Source organism: Stenotrophomonas sp. VV52, assembly GCF_002893095.1.
GTDB classification, from domain to species: domain Bacteria; phylum Pseudomonadota; class Gammaproteobacteria; order Xanthomonadales; family Xanthomonadaceae; genus Stenotrophomonas; species Stenotrophomonas aracearum.
Map to the genome: position 1 here is coordinate 325,826 of NZ_PKQQ01000001.1, position 15,558 is coordinate 341,383.

General features: G+C 66.9%; 16 protein-coding genes. 3 read left to right on the forward strand and 13 right to left on the reverse strand.

The window, feature by feature from the left end; translation table 11 throughout:
- Positions 1–131 precede the first annotated feature (131 nt).
- The 13 genes from C2U58_RS03970 to ccmA all read right to left on the reverse strand — a co-directional run bounded on the left by C2U58_RS03970 (position 132) and on the right by ccmA (position 11,840).
- Positions 132–1,946, reverse strand: a complete 1,815-nt coding sequence (locus tag C2U58_RS03970; protein WP_102944634.1) for a glycoside hydrolase family 15 protein — start codon at positions 1,944–1,946, stop codon at positions 132–134.
- 9 nt (positions 1,947–1,955) lie between these two features.
- The gene (locus tag C2U58_RS03975) at positions 1,956–2,822 is read right to left on the reverse strand and encodes an SDR family oxidoreductase (protein WP_102944635.1); all 867 of its coding nucleotides are present in this window, start codon (positions 2,820–2,822) and stop codon (positions 1,956–1,958) included.
- Positions 2,823–3,140: 318 nt separating this feature from the next.
- Positions 3,141–3,746, reverse strand: coding sequence for a DUF1294 domain-containing protein (locus tag C2U58_RS20185; RefSeq protein WP_102944636.1), 606 nt, complete (start codon positions 3,744–3,746; stop codon positions 3,141–3,143).
- A 3-nt stretch (positions 3,747–3,749) separates the two neighbouring features.
- Complete coding sequence (locus C2U58_RS03985; protein WP_102944637.1) at positions 3,750–4,862, reverse strand: homoserine O-acetyltransferase; 1,113 nt, start codon at positions 4,860–4,862, stop codon at positions 3,750–3,752.
- A gap of 130 nt (positions 4,863–4,992) precedes the next feature.
- The gene (locus C2U58_RS03990; RefSeq protein ID WP_102945009.1) at positions 4,993–5,988 is read right to left on the reverse strand and encodes a cytochrome C biogenesis protein; all 996 of its coding nucleotides are present in this window, start codon (positions 5,986–5,988) and stop codon (positions 4,993–4,995) included.
- Positions 5,982–6,386: a cytochrome c-type biogenesis protein gene (locus tag C2U58_RS03995; protein ID WP_102944638.1), complete on the reverse strand. Its 405-nt coding sequence runs from the start codon at positions 6,384–6,386 to the stop codon at positions 5,982–5,984. Before C2U58_RS03995 ends, C2U58_RS03990 begins: the two co-directional genes overlap by 7 nt.
- Before the next feature lie 67 nt (positions 6,387–6,453).
- Complete coding sequence (locus tag C2U58_RS04000) at positions 6,454–7,065, reverse strand: DsbE family thiol:disulfide interchange protein (protein WP_102944639.1); 612 nt, start codon at positions 7,063–7,065, stop codon at positions 6,454–6,456.
- 4 nt (positions 7,066–7,069) lie between these two features.
- The gene (locus C2U58_RS04005; protein ID WP_102944640.1) at positions 7,070–8,989 is read right to left on the reverse strand and encodes a heme lyase CcmF/NrfE family subunit; all 1,920 of its coding nucleotides are present in this window, start codon (positions 8,987–8,989) and stop codon (positions 7,070–7,072) included.
- Complete coding sequence (gene ccmE / locus C2U58_RS04010) at positions 8,990–9,451, reverse strand: cytochrome c maturation protein CcmE (protein WP_070208419.1); 462 nt, start codon at positions 9,449–9,451, stop codon at positions 8,990–8,992.
- A complete protein-coding gene (ccmD, locus tag C2U58_RS04015; RefSeq protein WP_102944641.1) occupies positions 9,448–9,633 on the reverse strand; it encodes a heme exporter protein CcmD in 186 nt (61 codons plus the stop codon). Before ccmD ends, ccmE begins: the two co-directional genes overlap by 4 nt.
- Positions 9,630–10,406 (reverse strand): heme ABC transporter permease CcmC, encoded by a 777-nt coding sequence (gene ccmC, locus C2U58_RS04020; RefSeq protein ID WP_102944642.1) that lies wholly within the window; start codon positions 10,404–10,406, stop codon positions 9,630–9,632. Before ccmC ends, ccmD begins: the two co-directional genes overlap by 4 nt.
- 46 nt (positions 10,407–10,452) lie before the next feature.
- The gene (ccmB, locus tag C2U58_RS04025) at positions 10,453–11,148 is read right to left on the reverse strand and encodes a heme exporter protein CcmB (protein WP_102944643.1); all 696 of its coding nucleotides are present in this window, start codon (positions 11,146–11,148) and stop codon (positions 10,453–10,455) included.
- A complete protein-coding gene (gene ccmA / locus C2U58_RS04030) occupies positions 11,145–11,840 on the reverse strand; it encodes a heme ABC exporter ATP-binding protein CcmA (protein WP_102944644.1) in 696 nt (231 codons plus the stop codon). Before ccmA ends, ccmB begins: the two co-directional genes overlap by 4 nt.
- A 30-nt stretch (positions 11,841–11,870) precedes the next feature.
- Here ccmA and C2U58_RS04035 point away from each other — a divergent pair, with 30 nt between their 5' ends.
- From C2U58_RS04035 to C2U58_RS04045, 3 genes are all read left to right on the forward strand, one after another.
- Positions 11,871–13,019 (forward strand): pyridoxal phosphate-dependent aminotransferase, encoded by a 1,149-nt coding sequence (locus C2U58_RS04035; protein ID WP_102944645.1) that lies wholly within the window; start codon positions 11,871–11,873, stop codon positions 13,017–13,019.
- A complete protein-coding gene (locus C2U58_RS04040; RefSeq protein WP_102944646.1) occupies positions 13,019–13,849 on the forward strand; it encodes an amidohydrolase in 831 nt (276 codons plus the stop codon). The genes C2U58_RS04035 and C2U58_RS04040 overlap by 1 nt, the downstream gene beginning before the upstream one ends.
- A gap of 205 nt (positions 13,850–14,054) precedes the next feature.
- Positions 14,055–15,533 (forward strand): DUF1552 domain-containing protein, encoded by a 1,479-nt coding sequence (locus C2U58_RS04045; RefSeq protein ID WP_102944647.1) that lies wholly within the window; start codon positions 14,055–14,057, stop codon positions 15,531–15,533.
- Positions 15,534–15,558 lie beyond the last annotated feature (25 nt).

The following is a 15,558-nucleotide window of genomic DNA, read 5'->3' on the forward strand; positions in this document are numbered from 1 at the left end:
TCCCTGGATTCGCGCTACCGTAATTCTACTGTTGTAAATACCATGTAAAAATGTTTTGCCGACGCCGCTTCTATTTTGTCGGGAGTTTCCATTGCGCGATGCCGGTACATAATGTAGACCGGGTTGCAGGGTCAGTCGCCATCCAGGGACAGCGCTGCATGCACCAGCGCAAGGTGGCTCAAGCCCTGTGGGGTGTTGCCCAGGCCTGAGTCGGAACGGGGATCCCACATTTCAGGCATCAACCCGACGTCGTTGCGCACCCGCACCAGTAGCCTGTCGAACAGGCGCGAGGCTTCTTCCCGCTCGCCCAGCAGACCGTAAGCCTCCACCATCCAGAACGCGCAGCTGATGAACGTGCCTTCGCACTGCTGCATGCCGCTGTAACGCCACAGCAGATCGCCGCTGGCATCGGCCAGCTCACGTCGGATGGCCTCGCGGGTGGCAATGAACCGTTCGCGCCGCGCTTCGGCGAGTCCGAAACGGGAGGCCAGCATCAGGCTGGCGTCCAACCGGTCGCTGCCGGGGTGCATCAGGTAGGTCTGGCGACCCTCGTCCCAACAATGCGCATCGATCCACGCCAGGATCCGGTCGCGCTCGCGTTGCCAACGCGGCAGGCGCGCGGTGGTCAGGTGGCCATGCTCGGCAAGCTCGCAGGCACGGCGCAGCGCCATCCAGCATTCCACCTTGGACATGGTGTAGTGCTGCAGCTCCTCCAGTTCCCAGAAGCCGTTGTCCTTGCGCATCCAGCTGTCCGCGCACTCGTCGGCAAGTTCGAACAACAGGCGGGCGGTGTTGGGATCGAGGATGTGCCCGGCTTCGATCATGCGGCTGGCCATTTCAAGTATGTCGCCGTAGGCGCAGGTCTGCAGCTGGTCGGTCGCGGTGTTCCCGACCCGCACCGGCTGGCTGTTGCGGTAGCCGGGCACGTCGATGCGGCGCTCTTCTTCCACCCTTTCGCCGTGCAGGGTGTAGCAGGGCGCAAGGCCGGGCCGGTGTTTGCCGATGGTGGTCATCAGCCAGCTGAAGCCGGCTTTGGCGTCGGGCAGGGCGCCCACGCGCAGGAAGGTCTTGATGACGTACGCGGCATCGCGTACCCAGGCGTAGCGGTAGTCCCAGTTTTTGTCCCCGCCGATGCGCTCCGGCAGCGACGCACTGACTGCCGCGGCAATCGCGCCGGTGGGGGCGAACCAGAGGAACTTGAGGGCCAGCGCCGAGCAGATCACCTCGCTGCGGCGGGTGGCGCCGCAGTCCAGGTCGTCCACCCACTGCTGCCACTCACGGTGTGAACGGTCGATGCGGGTGTCGATGTCGATCAAAGGCGGAACAGGCAGCACTTCATCCTGGGAGGCAAGCAGCGCGACCAGCTCACGGTCGCCCGCCTGTACGCGCAGCGTGCCGCGCACCTCGCGGTCGTCGCATACGGCGATGCGGGTGCGGTCCGGGTAGCGCAGCATCGTCATCATCGGCCCGACATGGTGCACGCAGCCATTGGGGGTGTCGCTCATCCACGGTGAGCAGGTGCCCGCGCGGGTGCCCGGCTGGTAGAGCACGTTGAACTCGACCTCACCCTCCAGTCCCTCCACGCGTCGCGCGAGCTCGGACCATGGAAGGCGACCGGCCGGACCGCTGTTCAACGACTCGGTGATGCGGGCGCGTCCAGCTGCCGTTGTCACTTCCGACTCCAGCACGTTGCTGTCGTGCAGGTAGCGACGCCTGATCGACGTCACGTCCCTCGCCTGCAGCACGAAACGCCCGCCATGCGGGGCATCCAGCAGCCGGTCGAACAGCGGGGGCGCGTCCATGCAGGGCGCGCACCACCAGTCGATGCTGCCGTCCGGCGCGATCAACGCGCTGGAGCGACCATCGCCGATGGCCGCATAGGAATGGATGGGCGCGTACCCCTCGGCATCGCGCCCGGAAGAGATCTGTTCAGCGGGCACAGGCATCAACACGCCCTACAGGGTGACCGCGCCGCCGGAAATCGTCAGCAGCGCACCCGAGGTGTAACTGGCGCCGTCGGCGGCAAGCATCACATAAGCCGAGGCCAGCTCGGCGGGCTGGCCCGGGCGGCCAAACGGGGTCTGGCTGCCGAATTTCGCGACTTCCTCGGCGGCCATGCCGGCGGGGATGAACGGGGTCCAGATCGGACCCGGCAGGACGGCGTTCACGCGGATGCCCTTCTCGGCCAGCAGGCCGGCCAGGCCGATGGTGAGATTGGCCAGCGCGCCCTTGGTGGCGGAGTAGGGCAGGATGTTCGGCGTTGGCTTCTTCGAATTCACCGATGCGGTGTTGATCACCGAACCGCCGTCTTCCAGGTGCGGCACGCTCAGCCGGGTGAGGTTGAACACCGCGTGGACATTGGTTTCGAACGTCTTGCGCCAGTCATCCAGGGTGATGTCATCGAACGACTCGTAGTAGCGCTGGTAGGCGGCGTTGTTGACCAGGATGTCCAGGCCGCCGAGTTCGGCGACCACCTTTTCGATCAGCGCCTTCGCCTGCGCGTCGTCGCTGATGTCGCAGGGGACGAGCACGGCCTTCTGGCCCGCCTTCTCGATCAGTGCACCGATGGAGGCCGCGTCCTTCTCTTCGCCCTTCAGGAAAGCGATGGCGACGTCCGCACCTTCGCGGGCGTAGGCGATGGCCACTGCTGCGCCGATGCCACTGTCGCCGCCGGTGATCAGTGCCTTCTTGCCCTTGAGCAGGCCGCGGCCTTCGTAGCTGTCTTCGCCGTGATCCGGGCGCGGATCCATCTTGTCGGTCTTGCCGGGGAAGGTCTGCTGTTGGGTCTTGAACGGCGGCTTGGGGTAATTGGGCACGGCCATCGGCGGGAACTCCGTTGCATCAGGGAGGTTCCACTGTGCCGAAGCATTGGTAAAGGTCGCGGCCCCGCCGTGTGCTCGTCATGTGCAGAGGGGGGCGGGAGTAGGCAGGAGGTTGGGCGCGGGCCACGGATCACGGCGCATCGACACCGGCACGCAGTGAAGCAGGCAATCATCGGTAGGGTCGGTTCCCAAACGACCGCCGATAGCGGTGCAACGTTCTGTAACGCATGACCTTCGTCAAAGAGAGCGCATTCCCCGCCGATGTTCATGCCACAACAGAACGCGGATCAGGTGTCGGTGGTCGATTGGGATGCGACCCTACCGCAGGATGCACACCCACCACAGTGCGGCGAGATTCATCGCTGTGACGATCCAGAACATCACCTGGAACGACACCTTTCGATTCTTGTGCCGAAGCCTCGCCTGTGCAACCAACGCGCCCGGCCAGCCGCCGAAGAGCGCCAGCATCTGCAGGATGTTCTCCGGCGTACGGTCCAGGCCGCGCTGCGCCGAGACTTTGTCGAGCGAGTACACCCAGTAGGTCAGGGCACTTAGCCCGGCATACACTGCGGCGAGCCAGGGTGGGCAATACCCGAACAGCGAAGCCATGCCCACGCCAGCCAGGAACAGCAGCGCAATGGCCGTGCGCGGCAGGCGATCCGGTCCGGCGGCATTGCGTTGGGTGGCGCGGGTGCCCGCACGCGCCCCATCGCGCTGCAGTGCGAAGCGCACGCCCACCGCATTGTTGCGGCCCTTCGCATCGCGCTGCACCTCATAGGTGATCACGTCACCCAGTGCGGGCCGCCGGTCGCGTGCCGTGAATGCATGGACGTGCACGAAACAGCGTTCACCACCGCCGTTCGGCTGGACGAAGCCGAAGCCGCGCGCATCATTCCACTCGCATAGCTTCCCCTGCTGGCGCATGGCTCAGAGCGCGTCCAGGAACGTGCGCACGGCGGGGCCGAAGCGCTCGAAATCGACCAGGAAGGCGTCGTGCCCCTGCGGCGAATCCAACCCGATGAACTGTGCGTCGGCACCGCCGGCACGCAGGCCGTCGGCGATCTGCTGTTGCTGCTGCACCGGGAACAGGATGTCGGTGTTGGCCCCGATGGCGAGTGCTTTCTCCACCTTGATGGTGGCGAGCCCGGCCATCACGTCGCCGTCAGCGTATTCGGCCAGGTCGAACCAGTCCATCGAACGGCTGAGGTACAGATAGCAGTTCGGGTCGAAGAAGCGCACGAAGCGGCGCGCATGGCCTTCCAGATAGCTTTCCACCTGGAACTCCAGCCCGAACGGATCGTCGTCGGTCTGGTCCGAATCCAGCCGCACGCGGCCAAAGCGGCCGTCCCATTCCAGCGCGGAGCGGTATGTGATGACGCCCAGTTTGCGCGCCATGCGCATGCCGGATTCCGGGTAATGCTCGTCGCTGTAGCGGCCGCCGTTCCAGTGCGGGTCCAGCCGGATCGCTTCGCGCTGCAGCGAGCGGATCGCGATGGAGAAGGGCAACGCCTGCGCGCTGCCGGAGATGTTGACGTGACTGCGGGCGATGCCCGGGTGCAGCAGCAGCACCGCCAGCGCGGTCATGCCGCCCATGGAGTTGCCGATCACGCAGGCCAGCTGGGTGATGCCCAATGCACGGACCACGTCCACGGCGGCGCGTGCGCCGTCTTCAATGGACAGCTCGGGGAACTGCAGACGATACAGCTCGCCGGTGGCCGGGTTGACCGTGGCCGGCCCGGTGGAGCCTTTGCAGCTGCCCAGCGAGTTCACGCACACCACGAACCAGCGGTCGGTGTCGATCGCCTTGCCCGGGCCGAGCATGCCTTCCCACCAGCCCGGGGCCGGGTTGGCATCATTGGCCGCCGCATGCGCGTCCGGCGAGAGGCCGGTGACGATCAGGAGCGCGTTGCTGGCGTCGGCGTTGAGCGTGCCCCAGGTTTCGAAGGCCACGTGGCCCCCGTGCAGTTCGCCGCCGCGCTTGAACGCGAAGGGCGAGGGCAGGGCGTGGTAACGGGTGCCGGGCGGGATGAATTCGGTCATGGGGGCATTCTACCCGGGGTGGGTGGGGGTGCCGTGCGGGCGGTTGGAATGGTGTGTGCAGGCGCGTAGCGACACGCCATGCGTGTCCCAAGGGGTATCCGGCACCACGTGGGACACGCATGGCGTGTCTCTACAGGGTTATCTCGACCCTGCCGTCATGCGGCAGCTTCACCCGCACCACTGGCGAATCGATATCGCCCTCCTGCCGGTTCGCCTGGCCGCTGGCGGAGATCCGGGCGAACACGTCGACCTCCTCCAGCGACGACAGCTTCGCCGTAGGCATCGGGCTGTCGCCATCGCCCAGGCTGATCTGCAGCGGCAGGTCGGCCAGCCGGTGCTTCTGCACCGCCACCGGCATCGGCGGGCCGTTGGGCAGGCGGGCAATGACGAACACCGTGGCGTCGGCCGGCAACGCGGCTTTGTCGATGCCTTTGCCCAGCGTCACTGAGATGTTCAACGCCTTGGCATCGGGTTCGGCCGGAGCCGGGGCCGGCGCTCCACCCGCCTTGCCACGCGCAACCGCAATCTGCTCACGCAACGCAGCCGCCGCAGCCGGCGCCAAGCGCGGCAGCAGCGCTTCCCACGTCGCTGCCGCTTCCGCATCCTGCCCGCGCTGGCGCTGCGCGATGCCGATCAACCAGCCGGCGCGCTCGCTGTTGGGGTCCACCTGCTGGGCGTGGCGCAGCCACTGCAGGGCGACGTCATCGAACCGCTTGGAGGGGTCGGCCTGGGCACGCGCCTGCGCGGCTTCGACCAGCAATGGCACTTCATCCGGCGCCAGGCCCACCGCACGCGCGAACGCCTGGTTGGCCTTTTCCGTGTTGCCCAGCGCCAGTTCCGAGCGACCCAGCAGGGCCCAGCCGTCGGCACGCTGCGGCTCGCGCGCCAGCGCGGCTTCCAGCTCGCGCACGCCCTGTTCCAGCGAGGCGGGGCCCGGTTCGGCCACGGCATCCATCGCCTTCGGCGTGCCCACCAGCATGTACAGCGCCACGCCGGCCACGCCGAGGGCGATCACGGCGGCCAGGAACGGCCCGCGCCGGCCACTGCGGCGCAACGGCCACAGCACCACCATGGCCACCACGGCGGCGCACAGCCCGGCAATCATCTGCATCCACGCGCTCACCAGCGTTCCTCGCTGTCGCCCATCGGTTGCACCTGGCGGCTGCGCCGCCGCACCACCCAGAACAGCACGCCGGCACCGGCCAGCACCAGCACAAGGGGCCCGAACCACAGCACGCCGTTGCGGGTGTCCATCAACGGGCGGTACAGCACGAATTCGCCGTATCGATCCACCAGGAACTGCTTGATCTCCGCGTCGCTCTTTCCCTGCTGCATGAGCGTCAGCACTTCACGGCGCAGGTCGTGCGCGATCTGCGCATTGGAGTCGGCCAGCGACTGGTTCTGGCATTGCACGCAGCGCAGCTCGGCGGCCAGCGCATGGAAGCGCGCTTCCTCGGCGGCGTCGCGGTACTGCAGCGGGGTCGGGTCGGACACGGCCTGCGCCAGCGCCAACAGAGGCACCATCAGGAAAAATGCGAGAGCCCACACCGGTAGCGCACGAGTATGAGTCGTGCGGCACGCAGCGTCGGAATCACTCCGCAGGCGGCGGCGTAGTACGCGGCTGAGCATGCGCTCGCTCCAGTTTGTCCAGTTCCGGCAACAACTGCGTATCGATCACGCGCTGGCTGAGCGCGCCGCTGTACTTCCACCGCACCACGCCGCTGGCGTCGACCAGGAAGGTTTCCGGCGCAGCGGTCACGCCCCAGTCGATCGCGGTGCGGCCTTCGATGTCGGCCAGCACCAGCACGAACGGGTTGCCCAGCTGTTCCAGCCAGCGCAGCGCGTCGGCCGGTTCGTCCTTCCAGTTGTAGCCGATCACGCGCACGCGCTTGGTTTCGGCGAAGCGGGTCAGGATCGGATGTTCTTCGCGGCAGGCCGCGCACCAGCTGCCCCACACGTTGAGCACGTACGGGGCACCGCGCAGTTCGTTGCTGCTGACCTTGATGTCGGGATCGTGCAACACCGGCAGTTCGAAGGCAGGGGCAGGCTTGCCGATCAACGCCGAAGGCAGGATGTCGCGGTCCGGTGCGCCGGACTTCATCACCCCGTACACCATCAACCCGAGCAGCCCGAAGAAAAACAGCACGCCGATGACGATGGCCACGGGCGGCAGCGGGCGGGAGGCGGGGCGGGGATCGGACACGGAACTACTCCTGGAAACGACGGAAACGGCGGTCGGCGGCGGTGACGAAGCCACCCAGTGCCATCAGCAGGGCACCGAACCAGACCCAGCGCACGAACGGTTTGACATGGACGCGGACAGCCCAGGCATTGTTGCCCAGTGGCTCGCCCAGCGCCACGTAGACGTCGCCGCGCACGCGCGCATGGATGCCGGCTTCGGTCATTACCTGGCCGCCGCTGGCATAGGCGCGTTTTTCCGGGTGCAGCAGGGCCAGCTCGCGGCCCCCGTGCAGCACGCGCACATGGCCACGGTCGGCCACGTAGTTGGGGCCCTGCTGGTGGTCCACGCCCTCGAAGCGCAGGGTGTAGCCACTCACTTCCAGGGTCTGGCCGGGCGCCAGCGCGACTTCGCGCTGCACGTTCAATGCTTCCACCAGCAACGCGCCGACCAGGAACACCGCCACGCCGCTGTGCGCGAGCAGCATGCCGACCATTTCCGCGTTGAAGCGGCCGTTGCCGCGCAGACGCGTCCACACAAAGCGTGCAGTGCCGAATGCAACCCAGGCCGCCGCCGCAACACCTGCAGCGGCTTTCAGCTTGCCCTGCGGGGCCATGAACCAGGCCAGCACGCCGAGCAGCAGGGCAAACACGGCCCACGGCGCGAGCAGCGCCAGTCGTTTCGAGGCCTGGTCGCGCTGCCAGTTGACCAGCGGCCCGAACGGCAGCAGCGCCACCAGCGGCGCCATCAATACGATGAACAGCGTGCCGAAGTAGGGCGGTCCCACTGAGACTTTGCCCAGTCCCAGCGCGTCGGCCAGCAGCGGGTACAGGGTGCCCAGCAGCACCATCGCGCAGGCCCCGGCCAGCAGCAGGTTGTTGGCCAGCAGCAGGGTTTCGCGCGAGGTGGGCATGAAGCCCCTGCGCGGATCGTCGCTGCCCAGTGCACCGGCGCGCAACGCGTACAGCAGCAGCGCCGCGCCGACCACCAGGGCAAGGAACACCAGGATGAAGGCGCCGCGCGAGGGATCGGCCGCAAACGAATGCACGCTGGTCAGCACGCCCGAGCGCACCAGGAACGCGCCGAGCAGCGACAGCGCGAACGCGGCGATGGCCAGCAGCAGGGTCCAGCTGGCGAAGCTGCCGCGCTTTTCGGTCACGGCCTGCGAATGGATCAATGCCGCACCGGCCAGCCACGGCATGAAGCTCGCATTTTCAACCGGGTCCCAGAACCACCAGCCGCCCCAGCCCAGTTCGTAATACGCCCACCAGCTGCCCAGTGCGATGCCGAGGGTGAGAAAGCCCCAGGCCACGTTGGTCCACGGCCGGGTCCAGCGCAGCCAGCGTGCATCCACGCGGCCGTCGAGCAGGGCGGCGATAGCGAACGCGAACGGCACCGCAAAGCCTACGTAACCCACGTACAGCATCGGCGGGTGGATGATCAGCCCGGGGTCCTGCAGCAGCGGGTTGAGGTCACGCCCTTCCAGCGGTGCCGGCAGCAGGCGCGCGAACGGGTTGGAGGTGAAGAACAGGAAGGCGATGAAGCCCAGGCTGATGACGCCCATCACCCCGAGCACGCGCGCACGCACGGTGTCGGGCAGGCGCTTGGACCATAGCGCGACCGCGCCACCCCACAGCGCCAGCACCAGCACCCATAGCAGCAGCGAGCCCTCGTGCGCGCCCCACACCGCCGAATAGCGGTACGCCAGCGGCAGCAGGCTGTTGGAATTCTCGGCCACATAGGCCACCGAGAAATCCTGCTGCACGAAGGCGACGGTGAGGAGGGCGAACGCGCCGGCGATCAGCACCAGCTGAGCGAAGGCGGCCGGGCGGGCCACCGCCATCCACGCGGCCTGCCCGCGCTGCGCGCCCCACAGCGGCAGTACCGCCTGCAGCAGGGCGGCCAGCAGTGCGCACAGCAGCAATACCTGCCCCAGTTCCGGCAGCACTCAGCGGGTCTCCACGGCGGGCATCGGCACGTCGTGCTTGGTGTGCGCCTTGCCCATCTTGTCGGCCACTTCCTTGGGAATGTAGTTCTCGTCGTGCTTGGCCAGCACTTCGTCAGCGACGAACACGCCATCCTGCAGGCGACCCATGGCCACCACGGCAGAATCTTCGCGGAACATGTCCGGCAGGATCCGCGAGGTGCTCACCGGCAGGGTGGCGTCGCCGTCGGTGACCACGAAGTGCGCGTCCAGCGAGCCTTCCGCGCGCTGGAACGAGCCTTTGACCACCATCCCGCCGAGGCGGAAATTCGACTGCGTGCCGTGTTCGCCGCGCAGCACCTCCGAGGGCGTGTACAGGTAGGCGATGTTGCGCTGGAGCGCGAAGGCCACCAGCGTGGTGGCCAGCCCGGAGGCGAGCAGCACCAGCAGCACCCACACCAGCCGGCGCCGTTGCACCGGGGTCATCGGCTCAGCTCCGTGCCCAACGGGGCGGTCGTACCGCGACTGTCGCGCGCCTGCTGCCGCTGCTGGCGTTGCAGGGCCTGCTTGCGCGCCGCGCGCAGGCGCAGCCGCGAACCCAGAAGGTCGGCGGCCAGGACCAGCACGAACACCGCGTAAGCGGCGATCAGGAAGGGCACATGGGTCATCGGGACGGCTCCTGCAGTGCGGTGCCTTCGGCAGTGCCGAGGCGTTCGGCTACCCAGGCCTTGCCGGCCTCGCGTGCGAGATTGTCGCCGCGGGCCTTGCCCAGCAGCGAGCCGACGAACCACAGTTTGGTAGCCACCACCATCCACCACAGGGGCGCGATCAGTTCCGAACGCACTGCGTTGTTGCCGAACACATTGATCGACTGGCGCTGGTGCAGGCCGCCCCACCAGTCCACCGAATAGCGGATGATCGGCAGCAGGCCCACGCCGACGATGGCCAGCAGGCCCGCCGCGCGCGCGGCGCTGCGGCGGTCTTCAATGGCGTGGTACAGGCCGATCACGCCCAGGTACAGGAACAGCAGGATCAGCTCGCTGGTCATGCGCGGGTCCCAGTCCCACCAGGTGCCCCAGGTGCCCTTGCCCCAGATGCTGCCGGTGAGCAGGGTGATCAGGGTGAAGCCGGCGCCCATCGGCGCGCAGGCCATCGCCAGGATCTCGCAGATCTTGATCCGCCAGACCAGTGCGATGGCCGAATACAGCGCCATCAGCGCGAACACGAACAGGCTCATCCACGCGCTGGGCACATGGATGTAGATGATGCGGAAGGCGTCGTTCTGGTTCTGCTCGGCCGGTACCACCCACAGCCCCTGCCACATGCCGATCAGCAGCACCGGGATCGCAGCGAGGTAGAACACCCGCGACCAGCGCGAGGCGAAGCGGTCGAAAGTAGGCGGTGAACCGAGTTGATGGAACCAGCGAACGAGGGCATTCATGCGGCGATGGCTATCCAGCGGAGGGCTATGAACCGGCAAACACAACTCAACTCAACGAAATCCGTATCGCAGCGGCGGTGGCCAAGGGTGCCAGAACCAGCGCGACCACCAGCCCGGCACCGAGCAGCAGCAGCGCGCCGACCGGATCCTGTCCGCGCGCGGCGGCGGCCACGCTGCCTGCACCAAACACCAGCACCGGTACGAACAGCGGCAATGCAAGCAGCGCAACGAGAATACCAGAGCGCCGAATGCTCACCGTCAGCCCCGCAACCACGCCGCCGATCAGGCTGAGCAGCGGCGTGCCGAGCAGCAACGATGCCAGCAGTATCGGCAATTGGTCATGTGGCAGATGCAGCATTTCGGCAAGAAGCGGGCTCACCACGATCATCGGCAGGGCGGTGGTGGCCCAGTGCACCAGCACCCGTACCAGCACCAGCCAGGCCAGCGGCACCGGCGCCAGCAGCCATTGTTCGAGCGAGCCGTCTTCGGCATCGCTGCGGAACAGGCTGTCCAGCGCCAGCTGCCCGGCCAGCAGCACGGCCAGCCACAGCACGGCGGCGGCCACCCTGGCCATCAGCGGCGGGTCGCGGCCCAGCGCGAGTGCGAACAGCACCACCACCAGCAGCGCGAACAGCAATGGCTGCAGCGCATCGCCACGGCGACGCCACAGCAGGCGCAGGTCGCGCACGGCCAAGGCGCGCGCGGTCTGCCACAGGCCCGGCTGGGTACCCGGCGCGATCATGCTTCCTCCCGCTGCGCCGGGCTCTGCCCGGCCGTGTCATCGCCCGCAAGCTGCCCGGCCGCTCCCAGCTGGATCAAGCGCGTCCGCACCGGCGGCGCCGCATACGCCCCATGGGTGGTCACCAATGCCGCGCCACCACCGCGCAGGTGCGCGGAAATCATCCGGTTCACCAGGTTGATCCCATCCAGGTCGAGATTGGCGTACGGCTCGTCCAGCAGCCACAGCGGGGCCGGGGACAGCCAGATCCGGGCCAGCGCCAGCCGTCGCTTCTGGCCTGCCGAGAGCTGCCGCACCAGAGTGTTCTCGTACCCGGCCAAGCCCACGATGGCCAGCGCGTTGCCGGGCATCTGCCGCGCGCGGCGACCGTGCAGGCCGCACAGGAAGTTCAGGTTCTCCAGCGTGTCCAGGTCCGGCTTCAGGCCGGGCAGGTGGCTCAGGTAGGCCACGAACCGGGCCCGCTCGGCACGCCCGGCCGGGCGCCCGTCGATCTGGATCTGCCCGCTGCCGGGCCGCAGCAGCCCGGCCAGCACCCGCAGCAGGGTGGTCTTGCCGGCGCCGTTGTCGCCCTGCACCAGCAGCGCCTCGCCTGCATCGACCTGCAGGTCGAGCGGTCCGAACACCGGTTCATCGTTGCGGCTGAAGGCGAGGCCGGAGGCAACCAGCAACGGCGGGGTATTCGGGGAATTGAGCATGCCCGCCAGTGTACGGTTTAGACTGTCCGAATGACCATCCAGACCAAGCTGCCCAAGGTGGGCACCACCATTTTCACCGTGATGTCCCAGCTGGCCGCCGAGCACGGCGCCGTGAACCTGGGCCAGGGCTTCCCGGACTTCTCCGCGCCGCAGCGGCTCATCGATGAAACCATCAAGGCCATGCAGGGCGGGCTGAACCAGTACCCGCCGATGACCGGGGTGGCGCCGCTGCGCCAGGCCATCGCGCAGAAGTCGCTGGACCTGTACGGCGCGCAGGTCGATCCGGACACCGAAATCACCGTCACCAGCGGCGCCACCGAGGCGATCTTCAACGCCATCCACGCGGTGGTGCGCCCGGGCGAGGAAGTGATCGTGCTGGACCCGGCCTACGACTGCTACGAGCCGGCCATCGACCTGGCCGGCGCGCGTGCCGTGCACGTGCCGCTGGACCCGCAGAGCTTCCGCGTCGACTGGGACCGCGTGCGCGCGGCGATCACCCCGAAGACCCGCCTGCTGATGGTCAACACCCCGCACAACCCGTCCGGCGCGATGCTCGACGCCGACGACATGCAGGCCATCATCGACCTGCTGCGCGGCACCGGCATCTACCTGATCTCCGATGAAGTGTACGAACACATCATCTACGACGGCCGCCGCCACGAGTCGGCGCTGCGCTACCCGGAACTGCGCGAGCGCACCTTCGTCATCTCCAGCTTCGGCAAGACCTACCACTGCACCGGCTGGAAGATCGGCTACGCGGTGGCGCCGCCGGCGCTGAGCGCCGAGTTCCGCAAGGTGCACCAGTACAACACCTTCACCAGCTTTGGCCCGGCCCAGTACGGGTTCGCCGCGATGATCCGCGACGAACCGGAACACCACCTGGAACTGGGCGCGTTCTACCAGGCCAAGCGCGACCGCTTCCGCGAGCAGCTGCTGGGCACCCGCCTGAAGCCGTTGCCGGTGCCGGGCGGATACTTCCAGCTGGTCGACTATTCGGACGTCAGCGACCTGCCGGACCATGAGTTCGTGAAGTGGCTGACCATCGAAAAGGGCGTGGCCGCGATTCCGCTGTCGCCGTTCTATGAAACGCCGCCGCAGGGCCAGCGCATCGTGCGACTGTGCTTTGCCAAGAACGATGCCACCATGGACGCGGCGATCGAACGCCTGAAGGTGCTCTGATGACCGCCGAGCTCCGCCCCGACCTGCGCATCACCCTGGTCCAGGGCAACACGCGCTGGCACGACCCGGAAGGCAACCGCGAACACTACGCCGCGCTGCTGGCGCCGCTGGCAGGCCAGACCGATGTGGTGATCCTGCCGGAGACCTTCACCAGTGGGTTCTCCAACGACGCGATCTTCCGTGCCGAAGGCATGGACGGCCCGACCGTGGCCTGGATCCGCGAACAGGCCGCCAGGCTGGGTGCGGCAGTGACCGGCAGCGTGCAGCTGCGGGTAGGCGAGGGCGTGTACAACCGCCTGCTGTGGGCCACCCCGGACGGCGGACTGCAGTACTACGACAAGCGCCACCTGTTCCGTTACGGCGACGAGCACCTGCGCTATGCCGCGGGCAGCGAACGCCTTACCGTGGAATGGAAGGGCTGGCGGATCAATCCGCTGGTCTGCTACGACCTGCGTTTCCCGGTGTTCTGCCGCAACCGCTACAACGTCGAACGCGCCGATGACCTGGACTTCGACCTGCAGATCTTCGTGGCCAACTGGCCCTCGGCGCGTGCGTATCCGTGGCGCACGCTGCTGCGTGCGCGCGCGATTGAAAACCTGTGCTACGTGGCCGCGGTGAACCGCGTCGGCGTGGACGGCAACGAGCTGCAGTACGACGGCGACAGCGCGGTGATCGATTTCCTGGGCCAGCCACAACTGGAAGTTCGCAACAGCGAACAGGTGGTGACCACCACGGTATCGGCTGCGGCACTGGCCGCGCACCGCGCACGCTTCCCGGCGATGCTCGATGCCGATGCGTTCACCCTGGGTGGTCCCAACCTGCAGGGCTGACTTCACCCGGTCTTAATAGGACCGGGCGCAACCTGCGGCCAATTCCATTGCGCCGGTGCACGGCCAGTGGAATTTGAATTCAACGGGGGTCGAATTCACGTTGGGGACCTCCCATGAAGACCTGCGCAGCGGCCATTCCGTCGGCGTTTGAGAACCTGTACACCGCAGTGGTTATTTCCTGCAGGGTGGAGCAGGAGAACGCCCGATGAGCATCTCAATTTCCCGCCGTAGATTATTGCTGGGGCTTGCTGCCGCAGGCGGCCTGGGCGCCTTGGGCGCAGGCGCGTATTACCTCAATCGTGCATCGCTGGCGCGCTGGGCGGTCGACGGTCGTGAGTTGAAGGGTGCGCTGCAGGGCGGCAAGCCCAAGGTGGTGTTTGCGATCCTGGCCGATGGGCTGGGGACCATGCAGACGGATGGCACGGAGCCAGGTCACGAGCCGGCCGATCCGGCTGACCGCCAACTCTGGCACCCCTGGAATGGGGAAGAGGGTAAGGAAAGTTATCGTTTTCCCGGGCTCGATGTTGAGAATCCCTTGCTGGCTATGGTGAGCAGCGAGCTGGAGGCCTATCGATCACGCTCGTTGTACATCCGCGGTGCCGCGCTACGTGAGAACTTCATCGCACATAACGGGTGGACCAGCATTCTGCGCGATGGCGAAATGAAGCACGCCAGCATCGACCACATCATCGGGCAGGGCCTTCCGAACTATACGGCCACGCAGAAGGCGGTGTTCTGTGGACATATCACGCATAACCCCAATTTTCGGGTCTCCTACTCCGGTGGAGGCACGTCGATCAGGGACATGCAAAGCAATCCGCACCGACTGTTCGCGAGCCTGTTCCCGGACCAGGCCGGCCGCAGCCGCAGCGGTGGAAAGCATGTGTTCGACCCGGCTCTGGCAGATCTGCGCGAGCTGAGGGAAGGCATGTCCCCACGCGAGCGGCAGAAGCTGGAGTCGCACCTGGATGCCATTGAGCAGGTGCAGAACGATCTGGACAGCGGCCCGGTGGAGCCGGGTCCCGGCTGCGATCCCGCACTGCCCGAGTTCGATGAGGCGTGGCTCCCGGATTACAGCCGAAGGGCCGAGGTGCTGGCTGCCACGTCAAGCGTACTGGCGACGGCAATGGCCTGCGGTGCGACGCGGGTGGCGACCTTCCAGATCGGTGCCAGTTCGGAAAACCAGGCAATCTACTTCGACCCTTACGGCGACGGCACCGGACCGAAGTTCACCGACAACGCGCATGAGGCTGCGCATCTGAATCGCGGCAGCGGTCCGGTGGAAAAGCGCATCCTGTGGCAGCAGTCGCGGATCTGGTACGTGAACCGTCTGAAGGCACTGCTGGACGATCTGGCGCGCCACCAGGATCCGGACGTCCCCGAGGATTCGCTGCTGGACCACACCCTGGTGGTGGTCACCAGTGAGTTGGCCGACGGCCGGCCCGAGACCAGTCATGACCTGCCGATGGTGATGATCGGTGGCATCAAGTCGCATGGCTTGAACGTAGGCAACAGCAACACCGGTCGCTTCCTGCATGCCGGGGATCAGGGCGACAGAGAGGACTACATGGGCAAGAAGGTCAGTATCGAGCGGATATGGGCGACGGTGGCGCAGTCGATGGGCGTGCAGTGCGATTACGGGCTCAACACGCCGATAAGTGGGATTTTCAGAGGCATCGGCTAAGTGCCTTGACGGGTTACGGGTGCGG